This window comes from Labilibaculum euxinicum, from assembly GCF_963678175.1.
Taxonomy (GTDB): domain Bacteria; phylum Bacteroidota; class Bacteroidia; order Bacteroidales; family Marinifilaceae; genus Labilibaculum; species Labilibaculum euxinus.
In genome coordinates, this window is record NZ_OY782756.1 from 4,006,485 (window position 1) to 4,025,246 (window position 18,762).

At 36.5% G+C, this 18,762-nt stretch carries 18 protein-coding genes; 6 read left to right on the top strand and 12 right to left on the bottom strand.

Annotated elements, in window-relative coordinates; all coding sequences use genetic code 11:
- Positions 1-3: 3 nt before the first annotated feature.
- Positions 4-1,404 (bottom strand): capsule assembly Wzi family protein, encoded by a 1,401-nt coding sequence (locus ACY0M5_RS16060; protein WP_461629824.1) that lies wholly within the window; start codon positions 1,402-1,404, stop codon positions 4-6.
- A 255-nt stretch (positions 1,405-1,659) separates the two neighbouring features.
- On the opposite strand from ACY0M5_RS16060, the gene ACY0M5_RS16065 reads away from it, so the two are divergent.
- Together ACY0M5_RS16065 and ACY0M5_RS16070 are read left to right on the top strand one after the other, a co-directional pair.
- Positions 1,660-2,694 (top strand): CDP-glycerol glycerophosphotransferase family protein, encoded by a 1,035-nt coding sequence (locus tag ACY0M5_RS16065; protein ID WP_461629825.1) that lies wholly within the window; start codon positions 1,660-1,662, stop codon positions 2,692-2,694.
- On the top strand, positions 2,694-3,452 hold the full coding sequence (locus ACY0M5_RS16070) for a hypothetical protein (protein ID WP_461629826.1): 759 nt from the start codon (positions 2,694-2,696) through the stop codon (positions 3,450-3,452). Before ACY0M5_RS16065 ends, ACY0M5_RS16070 begins: the two co-directional genes overlap by 1 nt.
- Positions 3,453-3,488: 36 nt before the next feature.
- Here the strand turns inward: ACY0M5_RS16070 and ACY0M5_RS16075 are convergent, their stop codons facing one another.
- From ACY0M5_RS16075 to ACY0M5_RS16085, 3 genes are all read right to left on the bottom strand, one after another.
- On the bottom strand, positions 3,489-4,022 hold the full coding sequence (locus ACY0M5_RS16075; protein ID WP_461629827.1) for an NUDIX hydrolase: 534 nt from the start codon (positions 4,020-4,022) through the stop codon (positions 3,489-3,491).
- A gap of 384 nt (positions 4,023-4,406) precedes the next feature.
- Positions 4,407-6,104, bottom strand: coding sequence for a gamma-glutamyltransferase (gene ggt / locus ACY0M5_RS16080; protein ID WP_461629828.1), 1,698 nt, complete (start codon positions 6,102-6,104; stop codon positions 4,407-4,409).
- 105 nt (positions 6,105-6,209) lie between these two features.
- Positions 6,210-7,241, bottom strand: coding sequence for a carbohydrate-binding family 9-like protein (locus ACY0M5_RS16085; RefSeq protein ID WP_461629829.1), 1,032 nt, complete (start codon positions 7,239-7,241; stop codon positions 6,210-6,212).
- Positions 7,242-7,460: 219 nt separating this feature from the next.
- Between ACY0M5_RS16085 and ACY0M5_RS16090 the strand changes: the two genes are divergently transcribed.
- The gene (locus ACY0M5_RS16090) at positions 7,461-7,979 is read left to right on the top strand and encodes a nitroreductase family protein (protein ID WP_156196573.1); all 519 of its coding nucleotides are present in this window, start codon (positions 7,461-7,463) and stop codon (positions 7,977-7,979) included.
- A gap of 190 nt (positions 7,980-8,169) precedes the next feature.
- Here ACY0M5_RS16090 and hisIE read toward each other — a convergent pair whose 3' ends face one another.
- The 8 genes from hisIE to hisG form a co-directional block, all read right to left on the bottom strand.
- The gene (gene hisIE, locus ACY0M5_RS16095) at positions 8,170-8,790 is read right to left on the bottom strand and encodes a bifunctional phosphoribosyl-AMP cyclohydrolase/phosphoribosyl-ATP diphosphatase HisIE (protein WP_461629830.1); all 621 of its coding nucleotides are present in this window, start codon (positions 8,788-8,790) and stop codon (positions 8,170-8,172) included.
- Between the two features lie 20 nt (positions 8,791-8,810).
- A complete protein-coding gene (hisF, locus tag ACY0M5_RS16100; protein ID WP_124994318.1) occupies positions 8,811-9,566 on the bottom strand; it encodes an imidazole glycerol phosphate synthase subunit HisF in 756 nt (251 codons plus the stop codon).
- Between the two features lie 2 nt (positions 9,567-9,568).
- Positions 9,569-10,300, bottom strand: a complete 732-nt coding sequence (gene hisA, locus ACY0M5_RS16105; RefSeq protein WP_461629831.1) for a 1-(5-phosphoribosyl)-5-[(5-phosphoribosylamino)methylideneamino]imidazole-4-carboxamide isomerase — start codon at positions 10,298-10,300, stop codon at positions 9,569-9,571.
- Between the two features lie 90 nt (positions 10,301-10,390).
- The gene (gene hisH / locus ACY0M5_RS16110) at positions 10,391-10,981 is read right to left on the bottom strand and encodes an imidazole glycerol phosphate synthase subunit HisH (RefSeq protein WP_461629832.1); all 591 of its coding nucleotides are present in this window, start codon (positions 10,979-10,981) and stop codon (positions 10,391-10,393) included.
- Between the two features lie 76 nt (positions 10,982-11,057).
- A complete protein-coding gene (hisB, locus tag ACY0M5_RS16115) occupies positions 11,058-12,212 on the bottom strand; it encodes a bifunctional histidinol-phosphatase/imidazoleglycerol-phosphate dehydratase HisB (protein ID WP_461629833.1) in 1,155 nt (384 codons plus the stop codon).
- Positions 12,209-13,276, bottom strand: a complete 1,068-nt coding sequence (hisC, locus tag ACY0M5_RS16120; protein WP_461629834.1) for a histidinol-phosphate transaminase — start codon at positions 13,274-13,276, stop codon at positions 12,209-12,211. The genes hisB and hisC overlap by 4 nt, the downstream gene beginning before the upstream one ends.
- Complete coding sequence (gene hisD / locus ACY0M5_RS16125; RefSeq protein WP_461629835.1) at positions 13,273-14,565, bottom strand: histidinol dehydrogenase; 1,293 nt, start codon at positions 14,563-14,565, stop codon at positions 13,273-13,275. Before hisD ends, hisC begins: the two co-directional genes overlap by 4 nt.
- A 17-nt stretch (positions 14,566-14,582) precedes the next feature.
- Complete coding sequence (hisG, locus tag ACY0M5_RS16130) at positions 14,583-15,443, bottom strand: ATP phosphoribosyltransferase (RefSeq protein ID WP_124994322.1); 861 nt, start codon at positions 15,441-15,443, stop codon at positions 14,583-14,585.
- Between the two features lie 816 nt (positions 15,444-16,259).
- On the opposite strand from hisG, the gene ACY0M5_RS16135 reads away from it, so the two are divergent.
- From ACY0M5_RS16135 to ACY0M5_RS16145, 3 genes are all read left to right on the top strand, one after another.
- Positions 16,260-16,607, top strand: coding sequence for a P-II family nitrogen regulator (locus ACY0M5_RS16135; protein WP_101308369.1), 348 nt, complete (start codon positions 16,260-16,262; stop codon positions 16,605-16,607).
- A 35-nt stretch (positions 16,608-16,642) separates the two neighbouring features.
- Positions 16,643-17,884: an ammonium transporter gene (locus ACY0M5_RS16140; protein WP_461629836.1), complete on the top strand. Its 1,242-nt coding sequence runs from the start codon at positions 16,643-16,645 to the stop codon at positions 17,882-17,884.
- Between the two features lie 185 nt (positions 17,885-18,069).
- Positions 18,070-18,651, top strand: coding sequence for a DUF3332 domain-containing protein (locus ACY0M5_RS16145; RefSeq protein WP_461629837.1), 582 nt, complete (start codon positions 18,070-18,072; stop codon positions 18,649-18,651).
- Positions 18,652-18,762 lie beyond the last annotated feature (111 nt).

The window sequence follows — 18,762 nt, forward strand, 5'->3', positions numbered from 1 at the left end:
AACTTATTTCAAAGATTTTTTTGAACTTAAAATTCCTTTTTTCGATAGTCTAATCCAAAATCCCAGATTATCACCAAGTAATTTCCCTCGATCCAAAGCACAGGCAAGATCAATTTTAAATGGGATCTGTTTTACGGGCACATTCACCTCTGCATATCCAGAAAATTGCTTCAATTTAGATGCGTATGGAATATTATATGTACCATAATTGCTACTGTAAGTAAAGTATGTTTTATAGGGTAAACCAAATATTTCGCCTCCAATACCAAAATGAACAGCCTTAAAGCGATTATTTGCGATTACAACGTGTCCATCTTTAGTTCCGGTCGTAAATAAAGGCGAACCAATTGTTCTGCCTTGGTGAGTCCATCCTGATCGGTATTCGCCATGATTAAAATAATTATCACGCCCTCCTAAAATATGATCTCCTATCTGAAAAATCGATCCTCCTTGATAGGATGTGTGATAATATTCAATAACAGCTGATTGAATTAGAGCATTATCACTTTTTTTATTTTTATAGTAGATGCCGTACAAACCATCAGGGTTATTGTTCATCCGTTTACCTGAACCATCTTCAAAAACCGTTTGGAGATAAGCATTCAAACTAAATTTATCATCATTATAATAAACATCAAATCGATAACTTCCGATATGATTACCTAAGCGGTACTCGTCATTATTAAAAGAACCGGCATCATCTCCTTCAATCATAAAAATCTTCATATACTTACTTAATGAGCCCGAAATATTACCATTTACAGGATGCGTTCCTGCCCACAATGCATAATGTTCAATACCTGCACTTGCACTCAGCTTGTAATCTTCAAAAATCCGCAGGTAAAAATTCTTGTGATGAATTCTTGCATTATCAATATACCTGTTGTCCATTGTAATTCCATCAGATAAAAGTCCTTTAAAAGAAATAAAGCCTTTTGTGTAGGGTACATTTGTCCATTCCGGAACACTTAATTCATATTGAGGGTATGCCCGCGAGTTATTTGAATACAATAAATCACCATTAGTTGAAGATAATCCGTCATATTTTTGAGCATGACTTTTTTGCCCAATATAAAAATGGATGAACCTCCATCGTATACCGCCATATAGATGATTAACCATCAACTTTGATTCTTTTCCCGTATAAACAAGTCCTGAAGCTTTCCACATAAAATCAAATGACTCATTTTGATTTTCCTCAAAATTCATACCAAGGGATAAATCACCCATTACATAACCATGAGTAGGCACAATCCCATTTTGATTAGAAAGAAGCCAAAAAGGAAGATTATTGTCAGTACCAACTGCTGAAGAAGCACCTATCTCGTAATTAGTTTTCTTCTGAGCAAAAACAATTATACCTACAAACATTAAAACGATTAAAAGACTACCTTTTTTTTGCATTACTCATCAAAATTTAAAATTCAAGTGGACAAAGATAGGTATTATAATCTGTGTTTTTTATAAAAAATGTGTTTTATCAATGGCTTGCCAGACTCCTAATATTGCTTAATTGGTGCTGTAAAATTGAATTAGAATACAATTTTTGTTTTCTTTGCATGCTAGAGTCAAATTTAGTTCAACACTATATTTACATTTTAATATAAACTCAAATTTATATCGCATCATACCCAGTAAATTGATCCTAAAAATAACAGAATGAGAATAGTTTTATTTTGCGAACAGAAGTATACAATATCCATGGTTGAACCAATATATGAAGAAGCTATTTCGGAAGGTTGCCATGAAATTCTATGGTATATTCATGAAAAGAACATCCCTCATTTCGACAAGGAGGTTCCTTGGACTCACAATATTAGTGACATTTATAAATTTTCGCCGGAAATAATCTTCGTTCCTTGTAATGTAGTTCCTTATGATCTGCCGGGAGTTAAAATTCAAATATCACATGGCTATGAGTGTGGTGAGAAAAGATACTTCAGAATTCGTGATTATTTCGATCTTTATTTAACTCAAGGTCCTTATTTTACTAATGGATATAAGAAATCGCTTAAGAATAGACGGAAAGCTGAAGTTGTTGAGACTGGCTGGTCAAGAAGAGATAGTATTTTGAGAGATCTGACAAGATACAATGACTACAAACAAGAATTACTACTCAAATACAATAAAAAAAAAATAGCTTTATACGCACCAACTTTTCCTCCTTCAATCACCTCTTTACCTTTTATGCAAGAAGGGATACAGAAATTTGTGGAAGAAAGAGATGATGTTTTATTAATTCTGAAATTTCACCCGTTAACAGATCCAAAATGGATGAAGGATTATGAGAATATTGCAGCATCCAATAAAAATATGCTTTGGATGGCTGATGTTGATATTAATAAATTCCTTCTGATTTCAGATGTAATGATAAGCGACTCATCTTCGGTTGTTTTTGAATTTCTATTACTCGACAAACCCGTCATAACCTATAAAAACGCTTCTCCGGTAAAGTACTGGAGAGATATTACGGATCCATTACAACTATCGGAAGCTTTTGAAAAAGAAATAACTCTTGATGAGTATGCGGACAAAAGAAAGGAAGCGATTGAATACTTCGATCCTTATTTTGATGGTAAATCATGCAAAAGGATGTTAGAAGCAGCAAAGAACTATATTGCGGAAAACGGAGTCCCTAAAAAAAGAGAGTTAGGTTTTTTCAGAAGAAAAAAATCTTTAAAAAGATTTAAATAATGCGTTATCATATAAATCCCATCTACAAACACCTTAAAAAGCAGATTCTGGAAATTCCCGGAATATTTGAATTGCAAGGTAAAATTTTACAGGATGGACGAAACACGATAAAGATACTAGAAATTGAGGGGCTAAAGATTAATGTTAAATCTTTTAAAACCCCTAATATCATTAATAAGTATGCTTATCGATACCTAAGAGAATCAAAAGCAAAAAGATCTTTCGACTATGCTACAAGGCTTTTAGAAATGGAAATATCAACTCCTGAACCAATTGCTTGTATTGAGTTTTACAAAAATGGGGGTTTAAGCAACAGCTACTATATATCAATTCAAGAAGAATGCGATTATACCTATAGAGAATTAATTGGGAAAGAGATCGCTGAAATCGAGAAGGTTTTGATTGAATTTACTCGTTTCACATATGACTTTCACAAAAAAGGCATGTATTTTATCGATCATTCACCAGGAAATACACTAATCAAAGAAGAAGGCTTAAATTTCAAATTCTATTTGGTTGATTTAAATCGAACCAAATTTAAAAATGTTGATCTTGATTTAGGAATTAAAAATTTCTATAGAATTGGAGCAAATGAGGAAATGATTAAAATAATGGCTAATGAATATGCTAATCTGTGGAATGCGGATGCAAACTATGTCACAAAAAAGATGTTGAACATTACACTACGCCATAACGATGCTGTTCGGAAAAAGAAATTAGCCAGAGCTAAAAAACAAAGGCAAAAAACAGAAGTATAAAAAATCACAATTCACAGAATGGATCTTGTGATTTTTTTAGCGTTCAGTCATCTTACTATATTCTTGTATTATTTGAATTATTGAACCTGAGCAAATTTCATCCTGACAAATATTATTTGGATGTATAAATTCAAAACCCACAATGTCATCCTTTGCATCAATTTCTTTAAAAGATTTTATTTTGCAAATATAGGCCAAATCCAATGTAAATACAGATAATCCACCAAAAACATATTCGTTTGGATAAGACATAAAATAGGACAATTCTGCAACTTCTAAATTCAACTCTTCTTTAATTTCACGACAAAGTGCCTGTTCTGCTGTTTCCATTACATCCACAAAGCCTCCTGGTAAATCGAGCATTCCTTTCTGGGGTTCAACAGCTCGTTTGGCAAGTAACAACTCTCCTTTTTCGTTAACTATTAAAGCAGCGACTGCAGCAGAGGCATTTACATACAAATGAAAATAGCAGTTCTCACACAAAAATGAATTATCACTTTTGTAAAGAAACTCTGCTCCACCACATTTGGGACAATATTTAATTACTTTTTGAGGGAATGTTGGACTCATCTTCTACTTTTTTTTATGAACAGCAAATCTACTGGAATGAAATTTGTTTCACAATAATCAAACGACATTTTTAACTGAATATTGGTATTGCATTTATTTGGATTGACAAAAAATAAGCCTGTGATTCCTATCCAGCTGTTTGATATTTTGAAAAAGTTATTACTTTTAAAACGAAGCAAATTATTAATGGGACGAGCCAAACTCGTTTCTATCCTGACACTTTTTGAGGTTTATCTTTTTCATGTTTCATTAAGTCGCTATTACTGATTAAGAAAAGATATTCAGGCCTCCCATTTTTTTTTGCTGTTTAAACAGGAATAAATTTCTAACCCAATTACCATAAGTTCAAAAAAGGCAAATTTCAAATGAAATTTGCCTTTTTTACTAATAACCAGACGCCCGGCTGTCCTTATGTCTTTTAGTATCTGCAACACCAATGTATTCTCCCGAGTCCGAAACAAAAATATCGGCCATCGTTCCAATTTTCGATTGAGGTTTTACTATATGTTTCAGATCTTTAAGTTTATCTACAACTTCCTTCGATGGAAAATCCGTTTCTACATATATTTCATCGGGTAACCATTGCGAATGAATGCGAGGCGCATCAACAACCTGCTGTGGGTTCATCTTAAAATCTATTTTATTAATGATATTTTGAAAGACTGAGGTTATTATTGTCGATCCTCCGGGAGAACCCAACACCATAAACAGTTTCCCATCCTTCTCAATAATTGTTGGTGTCATACTGCTCAGCATTCGTTTCCCGGGCTGAATTGAATTGGCTTCACCTCCAACCAATCCGAACTGATTTGGAAAACCGGGTTTGCTGCTAAAGTCATCCATTTCATTGTTTAGAAAAAACCCGCCTCCTTCAACCATCACTTTACTACCGTAATTTCCATTTAACGTGGTGGTTACAGCAATTGCATTACCTTCCGAATCGGCGATTGAAAAATGAGTGGTTTCAAAACTCTCTATCAGCTCAACACTTCCTGCTTTTATATCCTGCGAATTTATTTTCTTATCCATTTCAATACCAGCAAATCGATTCTCTAAATATTCATCGTCAACTAATCGATTAACAGGAACCTCGTAATAATCAGGATCGCCAAGCCATGCAGCCCGATCGGCATACACTCTTCGCTCTAATTCGACCATTAAATGAATGTGCTCAAAAGATCCAAAACTATACTTATTCATTTTATACATCCCGGCTCCTTTCAGCAACTGAACCAATGCCACACCTCCACTTGATGGCGGAGGCATTGAAATGATTTTATGTCCCCGATATTCACCTAACAATGGCTTTCGCCAGATAGATTGATAATCCTGTAAATCTTTAGCTGTAATAATACCGCCATGTTTTTCCATCTCTGAAACAATCAATCCTGCAGTTTCCCCTTCATAAAATCCATTGCGTCCACTTGCTTTTATTCGTGATAATGTTCTTGACAATGCAATATTACTCAAGGTATCTCCCTCTCTAAAAAGACCTTCCCTTAAATAAGGAACTAAACTCTTCCCTTTGTTTTGATTTTGTATTTGATCGTGGTAATCATTTAATTTATTTGCTTCCAACAAACTTAAAGCAACACCATTCTCAGCCAGTTTAATTGCTGGTTCTAACAATGCCTTCCAATCCATTTTCCCATACTTCTGATGCAACTTTACCATTCCATCTACGGTACCCGGAACTCCAACAGCCAAATCCCCATTTTTACTCAAATCAGAATTAACTCTTCCATCCTCATCACAATACATCTGTTCATATGCAGCTTTTGGTGCTGTTTCCCGAAAATCAAGAGAATTATAATCTCCGCCAGAAGTTCTGATAACGGCAAAACCTCCTCCGGCAATATTTCCGGCTCGTGGGTAGACAACTGCCAACGCAAATTGTACGGCAACAGCCGCATCAAAAGCATTTCCACCTTTTTGTAATATATCCTTCCCAACTTCAGAAGCCAAATAATGAGCTGTTACCACGACCCCGTTTTTATAGGATTTTGATTCAAGAGGAACATTACATGAAAAACCCAGAAGAATAAAGGCTAAAAGGATTGAAGTTAATTTTGTTTTGCACATGTTAAATTTGCTAAATGATTCAGAATTCTAAAGATAAATAGGATTTATTCAGTACCATACACTTAATAAAAAAAAGGTGCCCTTTTCGGACACCCTCAAATTTTCTTATTCACTCCATATCTTACTTTCGTGATCGATATACCAAGTTTTCCCCGTTTTTCCTTTGGCATAAATTATAAATTGCTTTTTCGTTACTTCCACCTGAATTGCGAAAGGTGATTTCAGTTCTTTTTGATAAGATCCTTTCTCGCTGCAATACTGCTTCTGCTGCTTATACAATTTAATCAGTTCCCTTTTTAAAGGATAATCTTCATCCATTTTAAACACAACACTTCCCTCGCCTGCCTTTGTTGTTGAAAACTGTACATATCCCCATGTTTCAGGCTGATGCATTGCAATAACTCCTTGTGGAGACCATACCCAATTGTGTTCCGGGAAAGTTTTTCCAGTTTCTGGATCAATACATTTTAAGTACGTTTCTTTATCTGCTTTCACATCCCAATTTACCCGAGAAAAATTGACCCGCCATTGTTCTCCGTTTTTCGGCTTTCGCTGTTCAGGAGCACACTCCTTCAATACTTCCCATGGGAAAGCAATTTCCAATGTCCACTTCTCATCCTTGTCCGAAGAATCATTTATTGTTCCGTAAATGGCTGTTGCCGATTTTAATCCTTTTATATCCCATGCATTAATTGCAGGAGCACCATCACGATATGGTTTTGCCAACATCAAATCCCAAATGGTATTTAAAGCATTCATTTCAAACTCATAATACCTATGATTATCCCCCTGAGGATCAATAAACACCTCGAAATCATTATCGTAAAATATTACTGTATCCCGTTGTTTTAACTTTGCCCAAACATGTGGTTCTTCCAATTCTGCAGCCACATAAAAATAATCCTCATCCCATGCCATTTTAACATGAGTTTTATAGGTAGGCAAAGGTTTTTTATCTCCTTCTATATCCACAAAATATTCTGACCAATCTACATCTCCCCACTCCGAATCACTTAAAACTCCATCTATATTTATTGGATTAGAAGTTTTATAGCACATATATGATCTCGCCTGATCCTGAGCCTTTCCCAAAGCAATAACAGTTAGCATCAAAACGATTAGCAATGTTGTTCTCATATCAAGCAGTGTATTTATTTTTATTTAAAATTAAGTAATAAAATAAGTGTTTAAATAATTTCAAATCTAAGGATAATTTTCAGCATTAAAATCCGGACTTTGCAACATTTACGGGAGTTTAAAATGGAATTCCGCTACATCATCAGTACTAATCTGGTTTAGCAGGATGAAAAAAAAACATTTATTCCTACTTTTGGAACGAAGCTAAAAATCAAACTCATGTTAGAATTATTTTACAAACGACGAAGCATTCGAAAATTTACCGACAAACCTATCGAAGCAGCAAAACTTGAGCGCATTATGCAAGCTGCCTTATTGGCTCCTTCATCAAAAAGTTCATATCCATGTGAATTTGTAATTGTTGACCAAAAGGAAATCAATGAAAAACTTTCAGTTTGCAAACCACTTGGAGCTGGATTCCTAAAAAATGCAGCTTGTTCTATTGTAGTAGCAGGCGATGCTGATAAAAGTGATGTTTGGATAGAAGATTGTGCTATTGCAGCCACTTTTATTCAGTTACAAGCGGAAAAGGAGGGATTGGGAACCTGTTGGATTCAGATAAGAGAAAGAGAATACAATGATGAGCAATCAGCAGAATCTTATATTCAGGAAGTGGTAAACATGCCTGCAAATATTAAAATTCTGGCAATTATTGCTATCGGCTATAAAGATGGCGAGAAAGCAGGTCGCGATGAAACTTTTCTCAAAAAAGAAAAAATTCATATGAACACATTTTAAAATACGACTAAGAAGGTGTCCAAAAAGGAATATTTTGTAATGGATTGTCATGTTAACCGATCCCAATGGCTATCGGGACGAAACATCTGTTTTCTAAAGTAAAAGATTCTTCGTCCCGATTCATCGGGATCAGAATGACAATAGAACAAAACTTTTTAGACACCCTCTTTTCTTTCTTTCAAATAAATTTTTATTTGCTGTGGCGTTCTACCAAAAGGCTAACGACTTCTTCCAACTTGTAATCTTTAGCTGCAAGGAGCACCATGTAATGAAACATCAAATCAGCAGCTTCACCCATAAATAAATCTTTATTGTCATCTTTGGCTTCAATCACCAGCTCAACAGCCTCTTCTCCTACCTTTTGGGCAATCTTATTAATTCCTTTATTAAAAAGACTTGCGGTATAAGATTTCTCAGACAAATTCTTCTTTCTCTCGGTAATTACCTGCTGCAACTGCAGCAAAAAATCAATGGATGATGCTTTGTTCTCTTCCTGCCAGCAAGTATCCGTGCCTTTGTGACAAACCGGACCTACCGGTGCCACTTTTATCAGTAAAGTGTCATTATCACAATCTAAACTTAAATCTTTCAATTCAAGAAAATTACCACTTTCTTCTCCTTTGGTCCAAAGTCTTTTTTTACTTCTGCTATAGAAAGTTACTTTTCCAATCTCGATTGTTTTTTCGTACGATTCCTTATTCATGTATCCCAGCATCAACACCTTTTGTGTTTTAACATCTTGAATAATTGCAGGCACAAGTCCTTCTCCTTTTTCGAAATCAATTTGGTTTGTCAGATCTTTAAAATTCATCTTTTATAATTGTGGTTCGTTTATATTCTTACTGGTATATTCTTACTTTTTAGATATGTTTTCAAATTGGGAATTTCTATTTCCTTAAAATGAAAAACACTGGCTGCCAAAGCGGCATCAGCCTTCCCTTCGGTAAATGTATCTGCAAAATGTTCCATATTTCCAGCTCCGCCCGAAGCTATAATTGGAATATTTATCATCTCGGATAGTTTCGCCAAAGTTTCATTCGCAAATCCATTCTTGGTTCCATCGTGATTCATTGACGTAAACAAGATTTCTCCTGCACCCAATCTCTCTGCTTCCAGAATCCAATCGAACAAATCAATTCCGGCAGCTAATCTTCCGCCATTTAAATAGACTTCCCATTTGCCATCAGCAAAGCGGGCATCTACGGCAACAACAACGCACTGACTGCCGAATCGGGAAGCCAAATCTGATATTAGCTTTGGATTTCGGACAGCCGAAGAATTTATGGATACCTTATCGGCTCCGGCATTCAACAGAATGCCAACATCCTCCGGTGTAGAAATTCCTCCACCAACAGTGAAAGGTATATTTAGTTCTTTTGCTACTTTCTGCACCAAATCAACAAGTGTTTTCCTCTTTTCATGAGTGGCTGTAATGTCTAAAAAGACCAATTCGTCCGCTCCTTGCTCTGCATAATACGCAGCCAATTCAACAGCATCACCGGCGTCTCGTAAATCGACAAAATTAACTCCTTTAACCGTTCTTCCGTCTTTTACATCCAAACAGGGTATTATTCGTTTCGACAGCATATTTACAGGATAAATTCGTTAACCAATTCGTTCATATCAATTCTCTTTTCGTAAATCGCTTTGCCGATAATCACGCCCCAACAGCCAATCTCATTCAAAATGCGAACATCTTCGATGTTACCAACTCCTCCGCTTGCAACCAGTTCCAAATTGGGAAATTCTTTCATTACCGATTGATACAACTCAACAGCTGGTCCCTGCAGCATTCCATCTTTCGAAATATCGGTACAGATTACTGTTTTTACACCTTTTTTCTGATAATTCTCCAAAAATTTGAACAGATGATAATCAGAATCTTCTTTCCATCCGGAAATTGAAACCATTTCGTTTCGAACATCGGCTCCCAAAATCATTTTTTCAGATCCGTATTTACTCATCCATTTTTCGAACATCTCAGGATTCGAAACGGCAATACTGCCACCTGTAACCTGATTCGCTCCGCACTGAAAAGCCAATTCGATATCTTCATCAGATTTCACTCCTCCACCAAAATCGATTTTCAGATTGGTTCCGGAAGCCACTCTCCGCAACACTTCCGAATTGCAAATATGTCCTGATTTAGCACCTTCCAAATCAACCAAATGCAGACGGGTAATTCCTAATTCTTCAAAGCCTTTTGCTACCTGCAACGGATCTTCACTATATACTTTTTCGGTATCGTAATCTCCTTTTGTTAGTCGAACACATCTCCCTTTTATGGTATCGATGGCTGGTATTATTTTTATTTTAGTCATTTTTTTTAGATATAAGACATGAGATGTGAGATTTGATATACGAGATTAGCGCACATCCTCCTATTTTCTCACAATAAATTCCAATTCCTTTTACAGATTGATAAAATTTTCGAGTATCCTAACTCCTACTTCTCCCGATTTTTCAGGATGAAACTGACAGGCATAGAAATTATCTTTCTGAAGTGAAGCACTGAAATTCAATATATAGTTACAAGATGCAACAGTCTCCGAAGAACTTGGCACATAGTAAGAATGTACAAAATAGGCAAATTCCATTTCAGAGACTCCTTTAAACAAACTGCCTTTCAGTTCCTCCAACTGATTCCATCCCATATGCGGCACTTTACGTTCATTGGTAAAGCGTTTTACTTTTAGCGGAAAAATACCCAATCCTTTTGTATTGCTTTCTTCGGAACTTTCGCACATCAGCTGCATTCCCAAACAAATACCTAACACGGGTTGTGTCAATTGAGGAATCAATTGATCCAAGCCATTCTTCCGAAGCGAATTCATGGCCCAGGCGGCTTCACCAACTCCGGGAAATATCACTTTATCTGCACTGCGAATCACTTCTTCGTCATTTGAAACAACAGGAGTAATTCCTAATCGCTCAAAAGCATATTTTACCGATTGAATATTTCCTGCATCATAATCGATGATAACAATTTTCTGATCTTTCATTTTATTTAGACTAAGATGAGAGTCCCGAATTCCCGGGATTAGATAAATCACTTCCCTTACACATTTATTTAAACTTTTAAAGCTTCCCCTTCGTAGATGGCAATTGCAAACAATTTGCGTCTCTTCTAATCGCCATGCGGATGGCCCTGGCCAAAGCTTTAAAAATACCTTCTATTTTATGATGCTCATTTTGTCCTTCGGCCTTGATGTTCAGATTGCATGAAGCTCCATCGGAGAATGACTTAAAAAAGTGGAAAAACATCTCTGTTGGCATTCCTCCAATCATTTCGCGATTGAATTCAGCTTCCCAAACCAACCAGTTTCTACCTCCAAAATCAATAGCAACCTGCGCCAAACAGTCATCCATCGGCAAACAAAAACCATAACGATCCAATCCCAATTTATTGCCAAGAGCTAACTTAAATGCTTCTCCCAAAGCAATTGCAGTATCTTCTATGGTGTGATGTTCATCAACTTCCAAATCACCTTTTACGCTAACGCTCAAATTAACTCCGGAGTGTTTGGCAATCTGATCGAGCATGTGATCAAAAAATCCGATTCCTGTATTAAACGAGCCTTTTCCTTCACCATCCAGATCCAAAACAATTTTGATTTGTGTTTCGTTCGTATTCCTTTCAATCGTTGCGGTTCGTTCACTTAAGCGCAAAAACTCATATATTTTCTCCCACGATTCTGTGCGCAATTCGATACAAGCTTCCAATTCCTGTTTCGATTCCGACAACTCATCATCACCAATATTTCCACTTGATGAAATAAAAATTGCTTTTGCATTCAAATTCTTAGCCAATTCAACATCAGTCCAACGATCACCAATCACAAACGAATTTTCCAAATCATACTCTTCCGAAAAATACTTTGTCAACAAAGCGGTACCGGGTTTTCTTGTTGGTGCATTTTCATGAGGAAAAGTTTTATCAATGCATACATCTGCGAATTCAATTCCTTCACTGGAAAATGCCTGCATCATTTTATTCTGAGCCGGCCAAAAGGTATCCTCAGGATATGAACCGGTTCCCAAACCATCCTGATTGGTAACCATCACCAGTTCAAAATCAAGTTGCTTTACAATTTTCGCCAGTCCATTAAAAACACCAGGATAATACTCCAATTTCTCCAGACTATCCACCTGATAATCAACAGGAGGCTCCAGAATCAATGTTCCATCTCTATCAATAAACAGAACTTTCTTTTTTGTAGTTGTATCCTTCATGATTTCAATTCAAATTTTGTTAATGTATTTTTCAAAATCGCATTTTCCTCACTTGTACCAATACTAATGCGAACACAGTTTCCCAGACTTTGAATTTTTGACCGGTCCCGAATAATGATTTCATCGGTAAGCAAATAATCATATAAGCCTCTTGCATCATTCACACGAATCAAAATAAAATTAGCATCAGTAGGATATACTTTCTCAACAAAAGGCAAACCATTCAAAAATGTGATCAAACCTTCTCTTTCTGTGATGATATTCTTCACTTGCTCTTCATACAAATTAACAGTTTCCAATAATTCAAGAGCTTTGGTCTGAGTCAGGCAATTCACGTTATAAGGCGGCTTTATTCTATTCAAGACATTGATGATTTCCTTGGAAGCCAAACCAATACCCAAACGAATTCCTGCCATTCCCCATGCTTTTGACAATGTTTGCAGTATCACTAAATTAGGATAACTCTCCAACCTGTCCGACAAACTTTTACCCGGAGAAAAATCGATATACGCTTCATCAACAATTACAAGCCCTGGAAAACTCTCAAGCAATTCAACAACCTTACTCTCATCCAACAAATTAGCTGTTGGATTATTCGGCGAACATAGAAATAACATTTTCGAATTCTGATCGGCAACTGAAAGAACAACATTTACTTCCGGCTGAAAATCCTTATCAAGCGGCACTTCACGATTCTCAATCGCATTGATTCCTGCTGCAACTTCATACATCCCATAGGTTGGCGTACAAATAATTACATTATCGATATTCGGCTCACAAAATGCTCTAAACAAAAGATCAATAACCTCATCACTGCCATTTCCAAGAATCATATTTTCAGGATTCACAGCTTTCAACTCTCCCAAACGTGATTTTAATGTTCTTTGCATAGGATCCGGATAGCGATTTACTCCATTTTCATACGGATTTTCGTTGGCATCCAAAAAGACAGATCCCTTTCCTGAAAATTCATCTCTTGCAGAAGAATACGGCACCAGTCTTTTCACATTCTCCCGAACCAATTTATTCAAGTCTATGCTTGATTTTATTTTTGCTCCCATCATGAATTTAATTTTATCTTATTCAAACGAACCGTTACTGCATTACTGTGAGCATCCAATTGTTCGGCTTTCGCCATGATTTCAATTACAGGCCCCAGATTCAGCAAGCCCTTCTCACTTATTTTTTGGAAACTGATACTCTTCATAAAAGAGTCAAGACTCACACCGGAATACGCCTTTGCGGCTCCGTTTGTAGGTAAGGTGTGATTGGTTCCAGATGCATAATCGCCTGCACTTTCGGGAGTATAATTTCCTAAAAAAACAGATCCGGCATTTTTGATTCCATCAATCAACAAATCTTCATCTTTTACTGATACAATAAGATGTTCCGGCGCATACGAATTGCTTAATTCAAGAGCTTCTTCCTTTGATTTCACCAAAACAATTTTCGAGTTCTCCAATGCTTTGGCTGCAACATCTCTTCTCGAAAGAGCCTGCAATTGTTTTTCAAGTTCTTGTTCAACTCCTTCTATCAGCTGCTCAGCCCAAGTCACTAATACCACCTGACTATCAGCACCATGCTCTGCCTGAGACAATAAATCTGCGGCAACAAATTCCGGTTCTGCTGTTTCATCAGCCAAAATCATTACCTCCGAAGGTCCCGCCGGCATATCAATTGCCACTCCTATTCTATTTGCCCGCTGTTTGGCCGCAGTCACATACTGATTTCCCGGTCCGAATATTTTATGAACTTTTGGTATCGATTCGGTTCCATATGCCATTCCTCCAATTGCCTGAATGCCGCCAACCTGAAAAACCCGATCGATTCCAACCAACTTGCAGGCATATAGAATGGCCGGATTAATTTTTCCATTCTTCCCTGGAGGTGTACAAAGAACAACCTCTCCACAACCAGCCAATTTTGCAGGAATGCCTAACATTAACACCGTTGAAAACAAAGGAGCGCTTCCACCCGGCACATACAAACCAACCTTTTCGATTGCTGTTGATTTCCTCCAGCAACGAACTCCTTCACTTGTCTCAATCACCTCAGAATCCTGAAATTGAGCCTCATGAAATGTCCGGATATTCTTTGCTGCAATTACCAAAGCTTGTTTTAATTCATCATCGAGCATACTCTCCGATGCATCGATATCAGCTCGGCTAACTTCCGTTTTATTAATATTTACGCCATCATACTGCAGGGTATATTTAAACAATGCTTTATCGCCATCCCGTTTTATTTCTCCAAAAACCAGATTTACGGCATCCTCTAACTCATCCACATTAAAGATAGGACGGGTTAATACACTATTCCAAGATTCTTTCGCCGGGTACTTTATTACTTGCATTTTCGTAGGAATTAAACTTACAACACCATTTTCTGAATTGGAATAATCAATATTCCTTCTGCACCATTCAATTTTAACTGATCAATGACTCCCCAAAAATCATTCTCGTTTATAACAGAGTGAATAGAACTCCATCCTTCCTGTGCTAAAGGCAATACAGTCGGGCTTTTCATTCCAGGCAGCACCTTAATGATATCCTCCACTTTATCATTAGGAGCATTCAGCAAAATATATTTGTTGTTTTTTGCGGCTAAAACCGATCTCATCCGAAACAGTAATCGTTCCAATATTGCACTCTTCAGATTGCTGATATTTTTATTCGCAACCAAACAGGCCTCCGAAACCAAAACCTCTTCCACCTCAACCAGTCCATTCTTGAACAATGTACTGCCGGAACTCACCAAATCGCAGATTCCATCGGCTAAACCAATATTAGGCGCAATTTCAACAGAACCGGAAATTACGTGAATTTCACAATCTAAGTTATTGGCATCTAAAAACTGCTGCAAGGAATTTGGATAGGAAGTGGCTATTTTTTTTCCGTTAAAATATTCCAATCCGGTATACTCCACATCTTTCGGTAAAGCCATTGCCAACCGACATTTCGAAAATCCCAGTTTCTGCAGAACCTCAAGTTCCTTTTGTTTTTCGATAATTACATTCTCTCCTACGATAGCAATATCCGCAACCCCATCCTGAACATACTGAGGAATATCAGAATTTCTTAGGTATAAAACTTCGAGCGGAAAGTTGGAGGCATTTGCTTTTAACTGATCTTTTCCATTATCGATGGAAATACCACACTCTTTCAAAATCCGCAATGAATCTTCCTGCAGTCTTCCTGATTTCTGTACTGCAATTGTTAATTTTTCTCCCATGGTTAAAATTTTTGGTGCCTTACGGTATCTGTTTCAGGCATAAAAAAACGCCCGACTGTTACCAGCGGGCGTTTAAATGTTAGTTAAAATATCTTTAGAAATACTGCATAACATCCTCAGCTCACCGGTTGGTAAGTATAATGATGATGATGATGAATTGCAGTAAATTTCATTTTTTCTTTTTTGATATGCCACAAAGATTAGTAAAATATTTTAAGCATCCAAATTCAGACTCAAAGAATTACAATAATATAAACTTAAATTAACAACACCTGATTTAGGCTGCATGTGATAAATTACATGACATTTTACGATACAAAACCAAACCTTATATGGGGGTCATCTCAAAAAAAAACAATTTTTCTTCCTTATACCCCTTATCGTAATCGTTATAAATACTAAAAACATCATTTTTTATAAATTACCCCCTGTTTTTCTGTTGTAGTTTTGATTTTTTTAATACTTTTACAAAATCAAACTATTAAATATAGGGGTCACATTAAAAAAAACCACATTTTACAAACCGACACCCCCACATTACAAATAGTCTGATTGAAATAAACCATTTTTACTAACTATTATAGAAAACCTAAATTTTTACCACATGCAAAAACATTATTTAGCTCTTCGAAACAAAGCCACATTGCATTCCGAAGATAAAAAAGAGCAATCCCTTTCTTCAAATTTTCGACAACGGTCGAATTTACGCTTGGTCTAAACCCGAAACCCGAGATTCCTTAATCCGGGGAATCTCGGTGTTTCAATTAGCCAAAAATGAAAGAGTATGATTTGAGAAACTATTAAAACAATTAGCTCATGAAAAAGATCGAAGCAATTATTCGCAAAACAAAATTTGAAGAAGTAAAAAAAGGCCTGCACAATATCGGAATTGATTATTTGTCATTCTGGGATGTAAGAGGTGTTGGAAAATCAGTAGAAGAGAGAGTTTATCGAGGTGTAATCTATGACACCAGCAGCATTGAAAGAACATTAATTTCTTTCATTGTGCGGGATAAATATGTTGATAACTGTATTGTAAGCATTCGTGAAAATGCTTTCACAGGAGAAATTGGAGACGGTAGAATTTTCGTTTACAATGTTGAGGATGCTTACCGGATTCGAACAGGAGATTCGGGTGATCGTTCCTTATACGACGAAGAGTAATCAACAAACATTTTTCACTATTTAAATTACCTATCATGGAAGAAACACTTACTTTAAATACTTTACAAGCAGCCGTTACCGAAACGGGACACTCAATTGATATTGTTTGGGTTTTAATAGCAACAGCACTTGTTATGTTTATGCAACCAGGATTTGCCATGGCTGAAGCTGGTTTTACAAGATCAAAAAACACAGCCAATATCCTAATGAAAAATCTTGTTGATTTTGCTGTTGGATCCATTGCATTTTTCCTAATTGGATACGCCCTGATGTTTGGAACAGATATAGGAGGATTGATTGGAAAACTGCCTTTTATGGAAGATGTCAGACCAGATATTGACCTATCATTTTTAATGTTCCAAACCGTTTTTGCAGCAACAGCAGCTACCATTGTATCCGGCGCCGTAGCTGAACGAACCGAATTTAAAGCCTATATACTTTTTAGTATTGTAACTACAGCTATTGTTTACCCAATATCAGGACACTGGATTTGGGGTGGTGGATGGCTAAGCGAACTTGGCTTTCACGATTTTGCCGGATCAACTGTTGTTCACTCCGTCGGAGCATGGATGGGACTTGTAGGAGCAGCTATAATTGGCCCCAGAATAGGAAAATATAATGGTAAAGTCAATGCAATTCCCGGTCACAACCTTACCTTTGCAGCACTTGGTGTATTTATTCTTTGGTTTGGGTGGTTCGGTTTTAATGCCGGCTCTCAATTAGCTGCTAACGGAACAGCAAATACTGTAGCAATATCTCATATATTCCTGACAACCAACCTATCTGCAGCTGCAGGTACATTAGCCGCACTGCTAATTAGCTGGATTCGCTATAAACGTCCTACTCTTTCATTGAGTCTGAACGGCTCATTAGCCGGCTTGGTAGCAATTACTGCCGGTTGTGATATTGTATCACCTGAATCTGCTATTATTATTGGTTTAATTGCTGGTACAGCACTTGTATTTGGAGTTGAATTTATTGACAAAGTTTTACGAATTGACGATCCGGTAGGCGCTGTAACCGTACACGGAATTAATGGTGCCCTGGGAACAATATTAGTAGGATTTTTCGCCAAAGAAGGCGGTGTATTCTACGGAGGTGGTTTCAGTTTACTGGGAGTTCAGGTTTTAGGTGTTGTTGCTGTTGCAGCATGGGCCCTGGGAACAGCATATATTATTTTTAAAGTACTAAAAGTAACTATTGGACTAAGAGTATCTGCCCGTATCGAAGAAGAAGGTCTTGACATCTACGAACATGGAGAAAAAGCATATCACTAACACTTTCTCATAAACTTGTTTCTCATAAACTTGTTTCTCATAAATGGTAAGGTACAATTTGTTCCTTGCCATTTTTTTTTTGCTTAGCCATGTTTTATTGCAAGATACTTTGTAATTTCATGTAAAATTCAGCGTTAGATTAGAATGAATAATCACAAGTTTTTAACCAAATAAAATTAAATCAAATGAAGAAAGTAAATGTATTTTTATTAGCCTGTTTTTTTCTAGTGCTAAGCATTGGACAATCCGGTTGTTACGGACCATTCCGCCTGACAAAAAATTTGCACGAATGGAATGGTACTGTAGGTGACAAATTCATTAATGCACTGGTATTTTTTGCTTTTATTGTAATTCCTGTTTACGAAGTTGCTGTTTTTGTTGACGGCGTTGTACTAAATACCATTGAATTTTGGACCGGAGATAATCCTGTTACAATGGGCGAAAATGATAAAGATGTTCAAATTGTAAAAAAAGACGGTAATAAATACCGTATCACAGCCACGCAAAATAAATTTCATATAGAACAACTTCAAGGTGACAACAAAGGTGATACAGCAGAATTAATCTTCAATCCTGAGAATAACTCATGGAGTTTAAAAGATGGCAATAAAGAACTTCAGAAACTTGTTGATTTAAATGTTGAAGCGAATCTGATTCACATCTACAAACCTGATGGTCAGACTGTAACTTTTGATCAGAATACAAATAATATGGCATCTATTGAAGCCCAACTAAAAACAGAATCAGTAAACTGGGCTCGAAAATAAACGATAAACCCAGCCAGAACGAATGAAACCCCAATTGTTGTGTCTGACTTTTGGGGTTTCCTTCAATTACATTGGCCTCAACTCTAAAATTATATAGTCTAAAAATTTTTT

Coding starts and splice junctions, on each gene's coding strand:
- hisIE (WP_461629830.1), bottom strand. CDS start 8,790: ATGAATTTTAAAGATCTGACAAACCAAATTGATTTCGAAAAAGGAGAA.
- hisD (WP_461629835.1), bottom strand. CDS start 14,565: ATGCAAGTAATAAAGTACCCGGCGAAAGAATCTTGGAATAGTGTATTA.
- ACY0M5_RS16140 (WP_461629836.1), top strand. CDS start 16,643: ATGGAAGAAACACTTACTTTAAATACTTTACAAGCAGCCGTTACCGAA.
- hisH (WP_461629832.1), bottom strand. CDS start 10,981: ATGAAAGATCAGAAAATTGTTATCATCGATTATGATGCAGGAAATATT.
- ACY0M5_RS16085 (WP_461629829.1), bottom strand. CDS start 7,241: ATGAGAACAACATTGCTAATCGTTTTGATGCTAACTGTTATTGCTTTG.
- ACY0M5_RS16075 (WP_461629827.1), bottom strand. CDS start 4,022: ATGAGTCCAACATTCCCTCAAAAAGTAATTAAATATTGTCCCAAATGT.
- ACY0M5_RS16135 (WP_101308369.1), top strand. CDS start 16,260: ATGAAAAAGATCGAAGCAATTATTCGCAAAACAAAATTTGAAGAAGTA.
- hisF (WP_124994318.1), bottom strand. CDS start 9,566: ATGCTGTCGAAACGAATAATACCCTGTTTGGATGTAAAAGACGGAAGA.
- ACY0M5_RS16090 (WP_156196573.1), top strand. CDS start 7,461: ATGTTAGAATTATTTTACAAACGACGAAGCATTCGAAAATTTACCGAC.
- ACY0M5_RS16060 (WP_461629824.1), bottom strand. CDS start 1,404: ATGCAAAAAAAAGGTAGTCTTTTAATCGTTTTAATGTTTGTAGGTATA.
- hisB (WP_461629833.1), bottom strand. CDS start 12,212: ATGAAGGATACAACTACAAAAAAGAAAGTTCTGTTTATTGATAGAGAT.
- ggt (WP_461629828.1), bottom strand. CDS start 6,104: ATGTGCAAAACAAAATTAACTTCAATCCTTTTAGCCTTTATTCTTCTG.
- hisA (WP_461629831.1), bottom strand. CDS start 10,300: ATGACTAAAATAAAAATAATACCAGCCATCGATACCATAAAAGGGAGA.
- ACY0M5_RS16145 (WP_461629837.1), top strand. CDS start 18,070: ATGAAGAAAGTAAATGTATTTTTATTAGCCTGTTTTTTTCTAGTGCTA.
- ACY0M5_RS16065 (WP_461629825.1), top strand. CDS start 1,660: ATGAGAATAGTTTTATTTTGCGAACAGAAGTATACAATATCCATGGTT.
- hisC (WP_461629834.1), bottom strand. CDS start 13,276: ATGATGGGAGCAAAAATAAAATCAAGCATAGACTTGAATAAATTGGTT.
- hisG (WP_124994322.1), bottom strand. CDS start 15,443: ATGGGAGAAAAATTAACAATTGCAGTACAGAAATCAGGAAGACTGCAG.
- ACY0M5_RS16070 (WP_461629826.1), top strand. CDS start 2,694: ATGCGTTATCATATAAATCCCATCTACAAACACCTTAAAAAGCAGATT.